At 41.7% G+C, this 15,765-nt stretch carries 14 protein-coding genes; 13 read left to right on the forward strand and 1 reads right to left on the reverse strand.

What is annotated here, in order from left to right; translation table 11 throughout:
* Positions 1-67 precede the first annotated feature (67 nt).
* From ASV53_RS25970 to ASV53_RS05125, 9 genes are read left to right on the forward strand one after another with little or no spacing between them, the layout of a single operon-like run.
* On the forward strand, positions 68-562 hold the full coding sequence (locus ASV53_RS25970) for a sugar transferase (RefSeq protein WP_369126371.1): 495 nt from the start codon (positions 68-70) through the stop codon (positions 560-562).
* Between the two features lie 37 nt (positions 563-599).
* Positions 600-1,532 (forward strand): XrtA system polysaccharide deacetylase, encoded by a 933-nt coding sequence (locus tag ASV53_RS05090; RefSeq protein WP_094956002.1) that lies wholly within the window; start codon positions 600-602, stop codon positions 1,530-1,532.
* Complete coding sequence (locus ASV53_RS05095) at positions 1,468-2,508, forward strand: FemAB family XrtA/PEP-CTERM system-associated protein (protein WP_094956001.1); 1,041 nt, start codon at positions 1,468-1,470, stop codon at positions 2,506-2,508. Before ASV53_RS05090 ends, ASV53_RS05095 begins: the two co-directional genes overlap by 65 nt.
* Before the next feature lie 5 nt (positions 2,509-2,513).
* A complete protein-coding gene (locus tag ASV53_RS05100) occupies positions 2,514-3,728 on the forward strand; it encodes a TIGR03087 family PEP-CTERM/XrtA system glycosyltransferase (RefSeq protein ID WP_094956000.1) in 1,215 nt (404 codons plus the stop codon).
* Positions 3,721-5,130: an exosortase A gene (gene xrtA / locus ASV53_RS05105; RefSeq protein WP_094955999.1), complete on the forward strand. Its 1,410-nt coding sequence runs from the start codon at positions 3,721-3,723 to the stop codon at positions 5,128-5,130. The genes ASV53_RS05100 and xrtA overlap by 8 nt, the downstream gene beginning before the upstream one ends.
* A 36-nt stretch (positions 5,131-5,166) precedes the next feature.
* Positions 5,167-7,062, forward strand: coding sequence for an XrtA/PEP-CTERM system amidotransferase (locus tag ASV53_RS05110; RefSeq protein ID WP_094955998.1), 1,896 nt, complete (start codon positions 5,167-5,169; stop codon positions 7,060-7,062).
* 14 nt (positions 7,063-7,076) lie between these two features.
* Complete coding sequence (locus tag ASV53_RS05115; RefSeq protein ID WP_094955996.1) at positions 7,077-8,258, forward strand: glycosyltransferase family 4 protein; 1,182 nt, start codon at positions 7,077-7,079, stop codon at positions 8,256-8,258.
* Between the two features lie 34 nt (positions 8,259-8,292).
* Entirely contained in the window at positions 8,293-9,426 is a 1,134-nt protein-coding gene (locus ASV53_RS05120) for a glycosyltransferase family 4 protein (protein WP_094955995.1), read from the forward strand.
* Between the two features lie 41 nt (positions 9,427-9,467).
* Complete coding sequence (locus tag ASV53_RS05125) at positions 9,468-10,313, forward strand: glycosyltransferase family A protein (RefSeq protein WP_094955994.1); 846 nt, start codon at positions 9,468-9,470, stop codon at positions 10,311-10,313.
* On the opposite strand, the gene ASV53_RS05130 is transcribed toward ASV53_RS05125, so the two are convergent.
* On the reverse strand, positions 10,310-11,629 hold the full coding sequence (locus tag ASV53_RS05130; RefSeq protein WP_094955993.1) for a putative O-glycosylation ligase, exosortase A system-associated: 1,320 nt from the start codon (positions 11,627-11,629) through the stop codon (positions 10,310-10,312). The genes ASV53_RS05125 and ASV53_RS05130 overlap by 4 nt on opposite strands.
* Before the next feature lie 305 nt (positions 11,630-11,934).
* On the opposite strand from ASV53_RS05130, the gene ASV53_RS05135 reads away from it, so the two are divergent.
* Genes ASV53_RS05135 through ASV53_RS05150 form a run of 4 tightly spaced genes read left to right on the forward strand, consistent with a single transcriptional unit; the run spans position 11,935 to position 15,746 of the window.
* Positions 11,935-12,963 (forward strand): GHMP family kinase ATP-binding protein, encoded by a 1,029-nt coding sequence (locus tag ASV53_RS05135; RefSeq protein ID WP_062687602.1) that lies wholly within the window; start codon positions 11,935-11,937, stop codon positions 12,961-12,963.
* The gene (locus tag ASV53_RS05140) at positions 12,951-13,532 is read left to right on the forward strand and encodes a D-sedoheptulose-7-phosphate isomerase (RefSeq protein ID WP_094955992.1); all 582 of its coding nucleotides are present in this window, start codon (positions 12,951-12,953) and stop codon (positions 13,530-13,532) included. The genes ASV53_RS05135 and ASV53_RS05140 overlap by 13 nt, the downstream gene beginning before the upstream one ends.
* On the forward strand, positions 13,525-14,253 hold the full coding sequence (locus ASV53_RS05145) for a nucleotidyltransferase family protein (protein WP_189337811.1): 729 nt from the start codon (positions 13,525-13,527) through the stop codon (positions 14,251-14,253). The genes ASV53_RS05140 and ASV53_RS05145 overlap by 8 nt, the downstream gene beginning before the upstream one ends.
* A complete protein-coding gene (locus ASV53_RS05150; RefSeq protein WP_094955990.1) occupies positions 14,241-15,746 on the forward strand; it encodes an oligosaccharide flippase family protein in 1,506 nt (501 codons plus the stop codon). Before ASV53_RS05145 ends, ASV53_RS05150 begins: the two co-directional genes overlap by 13 nt.
* Positions 15,747-15,765 lie beyond the last annotated feature (19 nt).

Genomic DNA, 15,765 nt, shown 5'->3' on the forward strand with positions numbered 1-15,765 from the left:
TAATAGTTCAGTCGCTGTTTTAATTTTACTCTTTTGTTGGCCGCTTATTTTATTCGCTATTTTATTTATAAAGTTAGAAGACGGTATTTCATCGCCCATTTTATATTCCCAGCAACGTATTGGTTTGAAAGGGAAACCATTCAAAATCTATAAATTTAGAAGCATGTCCTTAGACGCGGAAAAAGATGGCATAAAATGGGCAGAAAAAGCAGACCCTCGCATAACCAGAGTTGGCCACTACCTTCGTAAATATCGCATAGACGAGCTACCCCAACTTTTTAATGTTTTTCGAGGTGATATGTGTTTTGTTGGCCCTCGCCCTGAACGCCCTCATTTTTCAGAACAATTCGAAGAGTCTATTCCATATTACAACCATCGCCATAATGTTAAGCCCGGCTTAACAGGCTGGGCTCAACTAAAGTATCCCTATGGTTGTGGCAAGGAAGATGCCATTGAAAAACTAAAGTTTGACCTTTATTACATAAAACATCGTAGCTTTATCCTTGATTTACTGATACTCGTGCGCACTTCTGAAATAGTGCTGTTTGGTAAAGGACGTTAGTTCTTGATATTCCATCACTTATTCTAGAGGGCTTGCCATGAATGGATTCACAAATAACATTCTCCCAACAACCAATGCTTTAACCATTGATGTAGAAGATTACTTTCATGTTGAAGCATTTTCATCTGTTGTAAAACGGGAGGATTGGGGCAATAAATACCCGTTACGTGTTGAAAAGAATACTCATCGCATTCTTAACATCCTTGATCAGCATGATGTAAAAGCTACGTTTTTTATCTTAGGTTGGGTCGCAGAAGCCTGCCCCAATTTAGCACGAGCAATTGTTGCAGGTGGGCATGAGTTGGCGAGCCATGGTTTTGCCCACCAGCATGCGAACAAACAAACACGAGAAACCTTTAGGCAAGATATATGTCGCAGTAAGCAGCTACTCGAAGATCAATCTGGTATGCGCGTGCATGGCTACCGTGCACCCAGCTTTTCAATTGGGCTAGGTAACACTTGGGCTTTTGAAGAATTACAACAAGCGGGCTTTAGCTACACTAGCAGCACTTATCCTGTTAAACACGATATTTACGGCACACCAGAGTGGCCTCGATTTAAGCATCTACGCCAAGAAGGGATTATCGAAATTCCAATTCCAACACTCAATGTACTAAATCGAAATGTACCTATTGGTGGTGGGGGATATTTTCGATTGTACCCATATGCTTTAAGTCGCTATTTCATAGAGCGTTTCAGGCAACAAACTCAACAGCCTTTCAGTTTTTATTTCCATCCGTGGGAAATTGACCCTATGCAACCACAAATGCACGGTATTTCAATAAAATCTCGTGTACGGCACTACCTGAACTTGAATCGTATGGAAGCCCGCATTCATCGGCTCCTCAGCGATTTCCAGTGGGACACAATGTACAACACCTATCAATTACATGGATTAGTAAGCGATGAAAAATCTAGCAATCAGGAAGATAGCAGACAACGACTTTCCAGCTTGGGACAATTACGTTGATAACCATGACGACGGTAGCTTTTTTCATCTAACGGGGTGGCAACATGTTATCAGTAAAGTTTTTGGTCATCGTCATCACTATTTATTAGCGGAAAATGATGATCAGCTTGTCGGCATATTGCCGCTTTTTGAGCAAAAAAGTCGATTGTTTGGTCATGCGCTAGTCTCGACCCCTTTTTGCGTTTACGGCGGTGTTATTGCCGATGATGATGATGTTAGAAAAGCATTAGAAAAAGCAGCTTATGAACTAGGATGTTCACTCAATGTTGATTACATTGAACTAAGGGACAAAGAGAATAAAGAAAGTGAAGCACCTTGGCAGCCACATTGTCATCACGCAACGTTCTCATGTGCGCTCGAAGCTAACCCTGATGCCATCCTCTCGACGGTTAAACGTAAACAACGCGCTGTTATTCGCCAATCCAATAAAAACAGCTTACACGCAGATCTAACAAATAACCCTGCACTTTGTTATCAAGTATATGCTGAATCAGTCCGAAATTTGGGTACACCTGTTTTTAACAAAGCGCTTTTTAGTGAGTTAAAACAAACTTTTGGCGAACGTTGTGAAACGCTCGTTATTAGGGACAGTAACAATGTCCCTGTTTCAAGCGTTTTAAGTTTTTACTACAAAAAACAAGTCCTTCCCTATTATGGCGGCGGTACAACGCAAGCCAGACAGCTAAAAAGTAATGACTTTATGTACTACCAGCTCATGTGTGAAGCCCAGAAAAAAGGGGCTGACGCTTTTGATTTTGGCCGTAGCAAAATTGACTCGGGCGCTTATCAATATAAACGTCACTGGGGAATGGACGAAAAACCACTGCACTATCGCATTGCCCTTGTTAACGCAAAATCTCTCCCTAACTTATCGCCAAACAATCCAAAGTATCGTTTTTTCATCCAAGCATGGCAAAAACTGCCACTCGGCATTAGTCGCCAATTAGGGCCAATGTTATCGAAGTATTTAGGGTGAACACTATGAAAGAGCCATTGTTATACCTATGCCACCGCATTCCTTTCCCGCCCAATAAAGGCGATAAGATAACAACGTGCAACGTACTTAAATTTTTAAGTCGCCATTTCGATGTTTATCTTGGTTGTTTTATCGATGATCAGTTTGATCAGCGCTATGTCGATGACGTAAAAAAACTGTGTAAAGAGACCCTCTTTATTCCACTGAATCCTTCTATAGCAAAGGTTAAAGGCTTACGCGCTTTTTTAACGGGTGATCCAATCACAGTGCCTTACTACTCGCACAAAAAAATGCAAAACTGGGTTAATCAGGTTATAACCACCCATGGTATCGAAAAGGCCTTCGTCTATTCAGGCTGTATGGCGCAGTACCTACTTAATCCGCCCACTTCGATTCATAAAGTGATTCATTTTGCTGATATTGATTCCGATAAATGGCGCCAGTATGCACATCAAGCAACGGGCATCATGCGCTATGTTTATCAACGAGAACATACGACGCTAGAGCATTTTGAGATAAACGTTGCTGATAACTTTGATATCAGCTGTTTTATTTCAGAAACTGAAGCTGACCAATTTAAAACCATGGTCGATAAACAGACCAAACCAAAAATTCAAATTCTTGAAAATGGTCTCGATTGCGCTTACTTTTCGCCCGAGCAACCCTCTGTGCTATCAGAGCCCTACGCATTAGATTCACAAAACTACATCGTTTTCACTGGCGCTATGGACTACCGCCCCAATATTGATGCTGTTTTGTGGTTTGTCGAAAATGTATGGCCAAGTGTGCTTGCCGCGCAACCAGAGAGTTATTTTTATATCGTCGGTTCAGCCCCGCCTAAATCTGTACTCAATTTAGCGCAAGAAAAAGGGGTTGTGGTAACGGGCAGAGTTGAAGATATTCGCCCATATATGCAACATGCGAAAGGCGCCATCGCACCAATGCGGATGGCTCGTGGGATTCAAAATAAAATATTAGAAGCAATGGCGATGGCGAAGCCTGTTCTCTCATCCACCATCGGCATGGAGGGGCTTGAAAACTACCCGACGCAATACCTTTCTGTCGAGGATTCCCCTGAAGAAATCACAGCTTGGATTATTGAAAAATTAGAGAATCCAGTACTTACCGCAACGGAGTCCCGTCAATGGCTTGAAGCCAATTTTAGCTGGGAGGCCAAACTCACCCCCCTATTAAGCTATTTAGGAGAGAGCCATGAATAACTCTATCATATTACGCTTAATGCTTCCTTTGGCCGCGTGGGGGCTGGTTTTTTCAGGCTCTTTACAAACAATGGTCAGTGTATGGATGCAATCAAAAACCTATGAACACTGCTTTTTGATTGTTCCTATTTCATTATGGCTAGTATGGCAAAAGCGACAAGATATTCGGAAAGTACCTTACACCTCTAGTTGGATCCCTCTTTTCTTACTCATTTTTCCTGCGATGTTATGGCTTCTTGGGCGCGCAGCCGATATATCTTTATTTCAGCACGTGGCCAGTGTAGTCAGTTTGCAACTCATCATATGGGCAGTCATTGGCACCCCAATGGCAAAGCTACTTTGGTTCCCTATCCTCTTTTTGATTTTTGCGGCGCCCTTTGGCGAAGAGCTGGTACCGGCACTTCAGATTATCACAGCTGATCTTTCCGTTTTCTTCTTAAATATTGTTAATATTCCGGTATACCGTGAAGGCCTTTACCTCACGATTCCTAATGGCCAATTTCACGTTGCTGAAGCATGTTCTGGTATACGCTTTCTTATTTCGAGCATTGCCTTGGGAACGCTTTTTGCCTACTTGCAATTCAACCATTGGTGGAAACGAATCCTTTTCACTGGCTTTTCTTTTATCTTCCCTATTGTTGCCAATGGACTCAGGGCTTTTGGCATTATCACTATTGGTTACCTCAGCGATATGGAGCACGCAACAGGTGCTGATCACCTCGTATATGGTTGGGTATTTTTCAGTATTGTTATTTTGGTTATCTTTTTCACTGCCAATATCTTTGCCGATCCTCCTGCGAAAAGCACTGACTTTGCCTTTCATAATGTCTCTACCGAGAAAGCAGATAAAAGTCTGAAAGTTATCGGTTGTTTAACCATGGTTTTACTAAGCTTAGGGTTATGGGAACAATCCTTTAAAACTAACGATATCGTCGCGAAAAACGCAAAGCTGATGCCAAACAATGTCACGCCTATCAGTCAATCAAAATGGGGAATTCAGTTTCAACACGCTCAACAACACGTCTTAGGTCAGAGTCAAGATGGCAGTGTTGAGTACTTCAATGCAATATTCAGTCTTCGTCAAGATGAAGGCGAAATTATCAATCAAAACAATCAATTATTTAATAAGAAACACTGGAGGGAAGTGGCTTCACAGGTTATTCAGTTAACTCCAGATCTCGATGCCACCGAAGTCCTTGTTTTAAATGATACTGGCACACAGATGAAAATCATCTACTGGTACTGTGTCGATGACTTTTGCTCAAGTAAGCCCATTGATATTAAGTGGGCACAAGCGACCCGCTTAATTACAGGACAAAATGCAACGGCAGAAGTACTCGCGGTTGCCAGTACAACTCTTAGCGAGAGCACAATACGAGAACTAGCAAAACAATGGCAGTAGCCATGATGACGGACGCTCACCATAAAAGGATTATCTATGTGTGGAATTGCGGGGATTTTCAATCTTTATCGAACCGCCCCATTACAGCCAGAGCTACTTAAAACCATTAATCGTCGGCAAAGCCATCGCGGTCCAGATGATGAAGGTTACTATTTTGACAGTTACATTGGCTTGGCGCACCGTCGTTTGTCTATCATCGATTTATCAGGCGGTCATCAGCCGCTATTCAATGAAGATGGTAGTATCGCAGTCGTTTTCAATGGTGAGATTTATAACTTTCAATCCTTAGTTGCTGAGCTAACACAAGCGGGTCATGTCTTTAGTACATACAGTGACACCGAGGTCATTGTGCACGCATGGGAAGAATGGGGAGAAAAAGCGGTAACGCGTTTTCGCGGTATGTTTACCTTTGCCATTTGGGATACTAACCGTCGTCAATTATTTATTGCTCGTGATCGTTTGGGCAAGAAGCCTCTTTTTTACAGCCAAACAGCCCAAGGGCAACTTGTTTTTGCATCTGAATTAAAAGTACTGCTTGAACACCCAGAAGTGAGCCATGCGTTACGACCTGAAATGGCAGAAGATTTCTTCATGTATGGTTATATCCCAGATCCCTACACGGCTTACCAGCATATCTATAAACTTGAAGCTGGCCATACCATGCTGCTAACACCCGGAGAGCAATTAAGAACATCCCCTTATTGGGATCTTTCAGCGCCTGAAAATTATTTAAGTTGGGAGCAAACCCAAGGGGCATTGATTGAACAGTTAGAAGACGCAGTAAAAATACGTTTAATGGCAGATGTACCATTAGGGGCATTTCTTTCTGGTGGTGTCGACTCTAGCGCCATTGTCTCTATGATGGCTCGCTTACAAAATAACCCTGTAAACACCTGTGCTATTGGCTTCAATGAAGCTGAATTTGATGAAAGTGAATATGCCCTTCAAATCGCGAACCAATACAGTACCAATCATATCGCTCACATTGTGGATGCTGATGATGTCAGCTTAATTAAGCAACTCAATGATATTTACGATGAACCGTTTGCCGACAGTTCTGCATTGCCTACATACAGAGTATGTCAGCTCGCCAGAAAGTCGGTTAAAGTTGCACTATCAGGTGACGGTGGTGATGAGATATTCGGTGGATATCGCCGCCATCGCATGCATTTAGCAGAGCAAAGAGTCCGCCAAGCAATCCCTTCCCGTTTCCGTAAAACCATATTTGGCTCACTCGGCAGGCTTTATCCCAAGGCTGATTGGGCACCACGCCCATTACGCGCCAAAACAACGTTTCAATCGCTGGCATTAAACCAAGTAGAAGCGTATGCCAGCTCTATATCTAAGCTGCGTGTGGATGAACGCGAACAATTATTTAGTACCCAATATCACCAGCAGTTGAATGGCTATAACGGTATCGATCAATTAACACAACATGCCAATAATGCCCCAACCGATGATCCCCTCAAGCTCATTCAATACTTAGATATAAAAACGTGGTTAGTCGGCGATATTCTGACTAAAGTTGACCGCGCCAGTATGGCTAACTCGCTAGAAGTCCGTGCACCTTTATTGGACCATGAGTTTATCGAGTGGGCTTTTAGCGTTCGTAGCCAAGACAATATTCAGAGCGTGCAAGGTAAAGGGGTACAAGGAAAGTACGCGTTCAAAAAAGCCTTAGAACCCTATATTAACCAAGACATTTTGTATCGACCTAAAATGGGATTCTCCATGCCGATTAGCCAATGGTTTAGGACATCCCTTAAGCAAACGCTACACGATTCTGTTTTGTCCACCAATATGCTGGACAGTGGTTACTTCAATGTCGACCACCTTAAAAAAATGCTACAAGAACACAGCGAAGGTTATCGCGATCATGGTGCGTCATTGTGGTGTTTACTGATGTTCTCTCAATTCATGATGAAGCAATAGGAAACAGTCTCAGTATGAATATATTAACGATTTCGACACTGTTCCCAAATAGCATGGATCCTAAACATGGCGTATTTATTGAGACAAGGCTAAAGCATTTAAAAAAACATTATCCCGACGTGAACATTACGGTTATCGCCCCTGTCCCATGGTTCCCATTCAAGTCCGCTTACTTTGGCCAGTACAGCCTATATGCCAACACACCACAGCATGAACAGCGCAATGGGTTTGAGGTGTATCACCCTCGCTATCTTGTCATACCCAAAATAGGCATGACATTAACACCTGTCACCCTTGCTCATAGTATAGAAAAGCAAATTCAGGCCCTTCTTGATCAAGGGCTGACGTTTGATGCTATCGATGGCCACTATTTCTATCCCGATGGCGTTGCTATCAACCAAGTCGCCAAACGTTTTAACATCCCTTATACAGTAACGGCTCGCGGGACTGACATTAACCTTATTCCACAATTTAGTAAGCCTAAACGGCAAATCCAACAAGTGCTTCAAGACAGTAATCACAACATGGCAGTGTGTGAAGCACTGCGCCAAGAAATGCTCTCACTTGGTGCTGAGCCACAAAAAGTAAGCACACTCCGTAACGGAGTCGATTTGGATCTGTTTCAATTCAGCAATGAAGATAAACAACAGCAACTTCGTGAAGAATTAGAACTACCAGCTGATAAAACGATCGTGATTTCAGTTGGCTGGCTGATTGAACGTAAAGGGCATCATCATGTGATCCGTGCTATCAATGATGTACCAAACGCGATTTTATTGATTGCAGGCAACGGCCCTGAAGATAAAAAGCTCAAGCAACTGGTTACATCACTAGGGCTAGAGGGGCGTGTTCACTTTTTGGGACAACAACCGCAGCCTATGCTGTGTAAATACTATGGTGCTGCCGATACATTAGTTTTAGCTTCCAGCCGAGAAGGTTGGGCTAACGTATTATTAGAAGCGATGGCCTGTGGCACCCCTGTGGTTGCCACCAAAATTTGGGGTTCACCCGAAGTTGTACAACATCCCCATGCTGGGGTATTAGTCGACAGAGAGCCACAGCAAATTGCCAAAGCAATCAACCAGCTTAGCCATAAAACCTTCACACGATTAGATACCCGCAAGTACGCAGAACAATTTGACTGGCAGAGTACATCTGACAAGCAATATGCACTATTTAGTGAATTAGTGAATTAGTGAATTAGTGAATTAGAAAAAAGGTTTATCACGGATGAAGATACTCTACCACCACCGCATCGCTTCCAAAGATGGCCAATATGTTCATATTGATGCCATCGTATCTGCCCTGCGTGATCAAGGCCATACCGTCATCATGGTGGCACCGAACGTAGCAGAAAAAGCAAGTTTTGGTAGTGATGGTGGCTGGGTTTCTCGTCTGCGTCAAAAGTTACCAAAGGTCATCAGTGAGTTACTGGAGTTTGGCTATTGTTTCTATGATTTTATTAAACTCTGCCAAGCAATCAAAAAACACCAACCCGATGCAATTTATGAGCGCTATAACCTCTACTTACCCTCAGGTATTTGGGCGAAGCAGCTATTTAACCTACCACTGATTCTTGAGGTTAACTCTCCACTTTATCAAGAGCGAATGAACTACGGTGGCGTTGCCTTTGGTATGCTTGCAAAATGGTCTGAATATTATGCCTGGCGCAATGCCGATCACCTGCTTCCTGTCACTGAGGTACTTGCAGGCTATATTCGAACAGCGGGTGTCACTAACGACAAAATCACTGTCATTCACAATGGAATCGATAAGCGCGTTTTTTCGTCTATACGCAAAAATGAACGCCATGATCGCTTCAAAAATAAACTTGTCGTTGGTTTTGTCGGTTTCTGTCGCGAATGGCACCAACTAGATCAGGTACTCACGATGTTAGCGCGCCATCAGGCAGATAATGTCATGTTTTTGATTGTTGGTGACGGACCTGTTTTAGAAGCGCTAAAAGACCAAGCTAAAGCCATGAGAATGATTGATCGCATTCACATTACAGGGTTAGTTAGCAGGGAAGACATGCCCTACTGGCTAGAACAAATCGATATCGCGATTCAACCTGCAGTCACACCTTGGTGCTCTCCTCTAAAGCTGATTGAATACTTAGCGACAGGTAAAGCGGTTGTGGCACCTAACACAGCTAATATTCGAGAACTTATCACGGACGAAGTAAACGGCCTTCTTTTTGAATCCAATAATATGCAGCACTTACTCGCTAAAATTGAACAACTCATCAATGATGCAACTTTACGGGAACAACTGCAGAAAGAAGCAGTAAAAACCATAGAAATAAAAGAATTAGAATGGCAAAAAAATGCCAACAAAATCGTTGATTTGATCAACATTCAATGATTATCGACATCTTTACCATCCCCACCTGTAGAGGTTAAATAATGTCTAAAATACAAATCTGTGTGTTTGCTTACAACCTAGAGCATCATATAGAGAAGTCAGTTAACAGTATTATAAAAAACCAAGGAAATTATAGTGCTGACATCTACATCATGGCCAATGGATGCAAAGACAAAACAGCAGAAGTCGCTTACAAGATCGCAAAGAAAAACAAAAAAGTGCATGTCGTAGAGTTGTCAATTGGCGACAAATCTAATGCCTGGAATATATTCACTTACGATTATTATGATCATTCTTCAATCCCTATCTTTGTCGATGGAGATTTAGAATTGGAAAACGATGCCATCAAAAACATCATTGATTTTCACCTCAGTCACCCAGCCTACAATAGTATTTCAAGCTTTCCGTTTGAACATGGAAGAAGTTCTATCGCTTGGAGAAAAGAGTTACTAGAAAAACATCAGTTTACCGGCAACCTATACTTACTATCTCAACCGTTTATATCAAAAATAATAAGCCAAGACGTTAAACTGCCTGTTGGCCTGATTGGCGATGATAGTATGCTAGGCTATTTATCAGCGACGAACTTAGAACAAAACAGTGATCACCCCAAACAACGGATTGGCGTTTGCCAAAGTGCTATTTTTACCTATGAACCCTTAGCTATTTTCTCTATTAAAGACATCAAACTTTATTTAAGACGCCGTGTACGGTATTCAACCCGTTATATGCAACAATCCTCTATTGTACCTAACCTTAAAGTACATGGTTTGTCAGCTATGCCTGAAGATGCATCAACTATTTCTAAAGAACTATTACCAGCAATTCGCTGGAAAAGTTCCAACCTTATTTTTGATATAATTGCGAAGCATAAATTATCAAATTAAACTTTAACTGCAGTCATATCCTGACTACGATGCTGCTTGCAAAAATAGGAATGAACATAAAGGCAATTACTCACCGCGACTAAAGCCCAAAATAACTCAAGGTACGCGAGGGAGAGCGCTGCACCTGCTGCACAAAATGCAAGAAAAGAAACCTTAAGCATTTTGGCAAGCTCATACTCCCAAGCATTTTTTTCGCTTTTATCATTTACAAAATACTTCTCTACCGCAGTTAACTGGAAATAGGTCAGCGATAGAATAAAAGCAAAAAGAATAAAACCAACAAATCCCTGATCACCAATCACTTGAAAGTAAATACTATGTGCTGCGAGGCCTTTTTCACCGGGTTCAGGTGAAGGAATAAAGCTCAAAGCATCAATATTAAGTGCCGTCAGTTGCCACAGGTGTGCATACTGCGCAGCTTTAAAACCACCGCCAAAGATAGGATTATCCATCGCCATCAGGGTATGGATCTTCCACGACGTTACCCGATGCATAAACGAACCATCTTGATCAGCTTGCTCGATGGTATTCATTCGATCAAACCAGCTATCAGGGAGATAGAATAAGGCAACCGATAGCACCAAGCACATCACTATAAGCGATACCATCTTGCTACTACTTCGCATCCAAAAATAACCACCTATAATGATAAGGCCTAATAACCCCCCTCTTGAATGTGTACCCAATACTGAAATAACACAGAATGCAGTTATCCCACAAAGTATGTACTTTATTATTTTACTTTCCTCTTGAGAGAACAAATAAAGCGCCAAGGGGATGGTCATACACAAAGCAACAGCTAAGTGATTATTATCACTGAGTAAATGACTATTAGGGCCTGCTATTTTATGTCCACCAAAAGACAAAATAAACTTTAACCCTTCAACACAACCGTAAAAGCCGATTGATAAAACAACGGCCCAAACAACCATATCAAAATGTGCTTTTTTCCTAACTAACAAGCACACAAAAATAAAAGTAAGAATTATTTTAAAGAATTTAACCCACTCAAACCAAACCAACTCAAAATACGCAAGGGTAAATTGTGTCGCCAATAATGTATGAATACAAAAAAGAAGGACACAAACGAAAAGACCTGTCAGTTTGAATCGAGGTTTGTCCCTTAAAATAAGGTAACCCAGCATAGTTAAAGCCGCAAAAGCAGAGTTATAACTAAAAGAAGCAGCAAATCCACCTAACCAGTGTGTTGGGACAAACAAGCCAGACCAAAGCCATAACGATAATGCAATAAACGGCCGTCTAATAGCAAAAACAGCCATGAAAGCAAACGCTGTAACAAACACAAGATCACGCATCAATCATCCTTTTCTGCTGTTATCTTGGTTGATTTCCAGCACAAGTACACTAATAGTACGAGGCAACCTAAAAAAAGTAGTGATTCCATACTTCATCCCTGAGAAATCTCAAATCAGATTTCGCTGTTGCATATTTATATTGTACTTATTTGCTTTAGTCACGAGACAAACTTGCACAAAACATACTCTGCATCCATCCTAAATATAGGATGACTATTTGATGTAAACCAAGTTTTATCCGCAACAAATACAAACGAGTAGTCGCCGAAATTTCAGTAATTCATGCGCAAGTAAGGATGCTTATTATGATTGTTCGCTCTCGTTCTCCACTTCGTTTAGGCCTTGCTGGTGGCGGCACCGATATATCTCCCTATTGCGACCAATATGGTGGCTGCGTGTTAAATGCAACTATTAATATGTATGCACATTGCACCATAGAGCTACATTCGCCCGAAAAAGGCATTTCTTTTGTCGCACAAGATATTGACGTCACTTACCACTCCCCTTTACTTAACTACCTCGAATTAGAGGGTGAACTCCTCCTACATAAAGCCGTTTACAACCGTATTGTCAGCCAATTTAACGACAACAAACCATTAGCAGTGACGGTTTACACCCACTCTGAAGCCCCACCAGGAAGCGGGTTAGGCTCGTCTTCAACTATGGTTGTAACCATCATCAGTGCTTACCAAAAACTGCTCAATTTATCGTTAGATGAATATGAAGTTGCTCGATTGGCTTACGATATAGAACGTATTGATTGCCAACTCTCTGGTGGTAAACAAGACCAGTATGCAACCACTTTTGGTGGTTTTAACTTCATGGAGTTCTATGAAAACGAGCGCGTTTTAGTTAATCCGCTTCGTATTCGCCAGCCAATTATTAACGAACTAGAGAGCCAGTTAATGCTTTATTTCACTGGTGTTTCACGTTCGTCAGCTCAAATCATTGAAGATCAGGTTAAAACGACCACTTCTACAGATAAAAAACCACTTGAAGCGATGCATGACGTTAAGCGGTTCGCTTTTGAGATGAAAGAACGACTATTGCACTCTGATATCTGCGGCATGTCTGATCTGCTCCAAGAGTCATGGAATGCAAAAAAAGCCACATCAGATTCCATTGCAACTCCCCATATTAATTTGATTGAAGATCGCGCACTAACATCTGGGGCTAAGTCGCTCAAAATTTCAGGCGCTGGCGGTGGTGGCTTCATGATGCTGTTTGTCGACCCTATCCACCGACTCAGTGTTGAGGAATCACTCTCAGATTTAGACGGCAAGATCCAGCCATTCCACTTCACTTGGCAAGGAACACAATCATGGAAAGCCTAACGTATTTTAACCAGCAAATTCGTTCTTCTATCGAAACCAAGCAACGCTTACTTGAGCACGATGACGTGTTAGAAGCAATGGCGCGTGCGGGAGAGATCTGCTTAGAGGCTTATCAAGCCGGTAATCAAGTGCTGCTCGCAGGTAACGGTGGCAGTGCAGCAGATGCCCAGCATATTGCTGCTGAATTTGTGAGTCGTTTTGAATTTGATCGCCCCGGCCTCCCTGCACAAGCGCTTACTACGGATACATCGATACTTACTGCCATAGGGAACGATTACGGCTTTGAAAAACTGTTCGCTCGCCAACTGCAGGCCAATGGGAGAAAAGGCGATGTATTCATTGGCATTAGTACATCAGGTAAATCTCCAAATATCTTACGAGCAATCGAGATAGCAAAAGAAAGAGGCATTACGACCATAGGATTAACAGGTAAAGGTGGCGATATGAAAGCCATGTGCGATTTGTGTATCTCTGTTCCATCATCACATACTGCACGTATACAGGAATGCCACATCCTTATTGGTCATGCTATTTGCGGGTTTGTCGAGAAAGGATATTTCAATGGGTAATACCACCACAACGGCCATTATCCTTTGTGGTGGTCTAGGTACAAGATTGAGCAGCATCACCAACAACAAACCCAAACCTATGGTCAATGTTGCCGGTGTTCCCTTTCTTGAACATCAATTTGACTATCTTATTTCTCAGGGAGTATCGCGGGTTGTTTTAGCAGTATCCCACTTAAAAGAATGCATTATTCACCACTTCGGCGACCAATACAGAAGTCTACATATTGAATATATCGCTGAAGCATCACCACTCGGTACTGGCGGCGCGATTAAAAACGTATTACTCAATGCTTCGTTTCAACCGAATGAAAGCATAGTCATCCTAAATGGTGACACTTTTGTTGAATTTAACTTATCAAAGCTAGAACAAGATAAAACCGATAAATTACTGATTATTGCCGCAAAGGCAATTGACGACACTGCTCGCTACGGCAAACTCACCATCGATAACGACATGCTAGTCACTGGGTTTCAAGAAAAAAAAGCGGGGTCTAAAGGTTACATCAATGCTGGTGTTTATTTAACTCAACCAGAGTTACTTACAAAGCTTCCTAAGCTTGATTGCTTTTCTTTTGAAGAAGACTTTCTGCACCATGAACTTGCTCATCAAACGATAGGCGCCAGTATTCTTGATGGGTTTTTCATTGATATTGGCATCCCTGAAGATTACTACACTTTGTGTGATCTTATGGGATCAGGTCAAATTCAATGTCTTTCGTAAAAAAATTAGCTTCAGCTTCTTTCTGGCTAACCATCGCCTCGTGGGTATCTTCTGCTGTTGGCATACTTACCATGCTAATTTTCGCTCGAATTCTATCCGTTGATGAATTCGGGCTTATCGCAACCGCGACCTTAGTTACCGCTTTTTTTGACCTATTTTCTCGATTAGGTACTGAAGCCTACTTAATTAAAGAGGTTGACCCAGACTCTGAAGACATCAACACCGCGTGGACTATTCAACTCATTATTAAACTGCTTATTGCTTTAACTATATTTAGCTTTTCAAGCTGGACTGCCTCTTATTTTAATGAACCACAGCTTGAGAATATATTAAAAGCGTTAGCATTAATTCCACTCTTTCTCGCCTTTGCCAATATTGGCATTGCGCTATTAAAAAAAGACATGGCATTTAAAACGTTGATGTTCTGGGATGCAAGCGCAAAAATAACCTCCTTTATAATAACACTCATTCTAATTTTAATAACCCCGACATATTGGGCCTATATTGTTGGCATGGTGAGTTATTTCGCTATTATCACGACAACAAGTTATTATTTTTCCAGCTACCGACCAGCACTCTGTTTAAGTCGATTGAACAAACAAATTTCGTTCTCTCAGTGGACATTACTAAAAGGCATCGTCAATTATTTCAACAACAAATGCGATCAACTCATAATATCAAAATTTGTTGGTTCAGCAGCGTTAGGTGCATTTAGTATCACCCAGAGAATATATGAGACAGCATCAGATGTTCTTGTTTTGCCATTTATATCAATACTTTACCCTGGTCTTGGTCAACTTGACAGGAAATCACCACAATTCACGACCATTTTTCACAACACCTTAATTACCACCAGTGTCGTTGTCATACTGTTGACGGGCTTGTTAGCGATAAACGCTGAGCAGCTTGTGATAATAGCATTAGGTAGTGCTGAAAAATGGTCTGTCGTTGCTAACCTCTTACCGATTGCTGCACCGTTATTAATTACACGCATACTCTTATTTGCGCTTTTTGATGTATTAACGTTGCTTGATAAAATAAAGTTTCTCTTCAAATTTGAGTTAATAACAGCCATTGTCTCGAGTATTGTCTTATTTCTTGCTGTGTACTGGGGGGACATTGAAGCGCTTGTTATTGCTAGGATAATACTAACAGCAGTAAGTTGCCTTGTTCTGCTTTTCGTGTTGCAACGCCTGATCTCTTTATCTGTTGCGGCCTATCTTCTCGAATCGCTCCCCTTTGTCATTGCTTCGGGCGCGGCTTACTTGATCACAGCACCGTTTCAGCTGTTACTCATAAATGAAGTGACTAATCTGCTATGTGTATTAGCAACAAGTTTTGTCTACACCTCTATTTACGTTGCTGTATTAATCAGCTTTATCACCCTATTTAAAAACCATTCCACGACCTATGCCCTTATTTCACTTCAACTTAGTAAACTAAAAATGATGGTTTGGCAAAAACTAACAAAGTCAGATGCTAAACAGATGTAATAACGCTAATCAGACTCAA

The organism is Photobacterium sanguinicancri, assembly GCF_002265265.1.
GTDB lineage: Bacteria > Pseudomonadota > Gammaproteobacteria > Enterobacterales > Vibrionaceae > Photobacterium > Photobacterium sanguinicancri.

Bases quoted from the DNA above. Each gene is read 5' to 3' on its own strand.
- ASV53_RS05090 (WP_094956002.1), top strand. From the start codon at position 600: ATGAATGGATTCACAAATAACATTCTCCCAACAACCAATGCTTTAACC.
- ASV53_RS05095 (WP_094956001.1), top strand. From the start codon at position 1,468: ATGAAAAATCTAGCAATCAGGAAGATAGCAGACAACGACTTTCCAGCT.
- ASV53_RS05100 (WP_094956000.1), top strand. From the start codon at position 2,514: ATGAAAGAGCCATTGTTATACCTATGCCACCGCATTCCTTTCCCGCCC.
- xrtA (WP_094955999.1), top strand. From the start codon at position 3,721: ATGAATAACTCTATCATATTACGCTTAATGCTTCCTTTGGCCGCGTGG.
- ASV53_RS05110 (WP_094955998.1), top strand. From the start codon at position 5,167: ATGTGTGGAATTGCGGGGATTTTCAATCTTTATCGAACCGCCCCATTA.
- ASV53_RS05115 (WP_094955996.1), top strand. From the start codon at position 7,077: ATGAATATATTAACGATTTCGACACTGTTCCCAAATAGCATGGATCCT.
- ASV53_RS05120 (WP_094955995.1), top strand. From the start codon at position 8,293: ATGAAGATACTCTACCACCACCGCATCGCTTCCAAAGATGGCCAATAT.
- ASV53_RS05125 (WP_094955994.1), top strand. From the start codon at position 9,468: ATGTCTAAAATACAAATCTGTGTGTTTGCTTACAACCTAGAGCATCAT.
- ASV53_RS05130 (WP_094955993.1), bottom strand. From the start codon at position 11,629: ATGCGTGATCTTGTGTTTGTTACAGCGTTTGCTTTCATGGCTGTTTTT.
- ASV53_RS05135 (WP_062687602.1), top strand. From the start codon at position 11,935: ATGATTGTTCGCTCTCGTTCTCCACTTCGTTTAGGCCTTGCTGGTGGC.
- ASV53_RS05140 (WP_094955992.1), top strand. From the start codon at position 12,951: ATGGAAAGCCTAACGTATTTTAACCAGCAAATTCGTTCTTCTATCGAA.
- ASV53_RS05145 (WP_189337811.1), top strand. From the start codon at position 13,525: ATGGGTAATACCACCACAACGGCCATTATCCTTTGTGGTGGTCTAGGT.
- ASV53_RS05150 (WP_094955990.1), top strand. From the start codon at position 14,241: ATGTCTTTCGTAAAAAAATTAGCTTCAGCTTCTTTCTGGCTAACCATC.